Genomic DNA, 779 nt, shown 5'->3' on the forward strand with positions numbered 1-779 from the left:
ACAGGTGAAGGAAATTACCATTGCCAACCGCACCCAGGAACGGGCGAGCGAGCTGGCAGCGGCCGTGGGCGGCCGGGGCATCAGCCTGGAAGAATTGCCGGTGGCGCTGGAAAGTGCCGATATCCTGATTTCCTGTACTGCCGCCCCGTTGCCGATTCTGGGCAAAGGCATGGTAGAGCGGGCCCTGAAAAAACGTCGCCACCGGCCCATGTTCATGGTGGATATCGCCGTGCCACGGGATATCGAACCGGAAGTGGGTGAGCTGGACGACGTTTACCTGTACACGGTGGATCACCTGCAGGAAGCGATTCAGGAGAATGTCCGTGCCCGTCAGCAGGCGGCCCAGGAAGCCTCGGAATTGATTCGTGACGCCATCGTGCGGCATCGCCGTCAGCGTCGTGAGCAGGATGCCGTCAAGGTGTTGCGCGACTACCGTGAGCAACGCACCAGCATGGCGGAGAGTGAACTGGAAAAAGCCCTTCAGCAGTTACGCAATGGCGGGGATGCGGAACAGGTGCTGCGCAAGTTTCAGCATTCGCTGGTGAACAAGTGGCTGCATACGCCCAGTGTGACCTTGCGAAAAATGGCGGCTGATGGTCGCGCCGAAGCCCTGTTACTGGCCCGCGAGCTGTTGCTCGACAATCCGGGTTCCTCGTCCGAAGAAAACGAATAGCTCGCCCGAATACACCCCTGAATAAAGCGCTGTGCTTTAGAGGATTCTATGAAAGCGTCATTGCAAGGCAAGCTGGACAAGCTCGCAGACCGGTTCGAAGAGCTGG

1 protein-coding gene is annotated in these 779 nt (G+C 58.9%); it reads left to right on the forward strand.

The features are described from left to right. On the forward strand, positions 1-673 hold a 673-nt coding region (locus A3730_RS26110), incomplete at its 5' end, for a glutamyl-tRNA reductase (RefSeq protein ID WP_369819129.1). Between the last annotated feature and the right edge of the window lie 106 nt (positions 674-779).

The sequence above is a fragment of the Alcanivorax sp. HI0044 genome, from assembly GCF_001634945.1.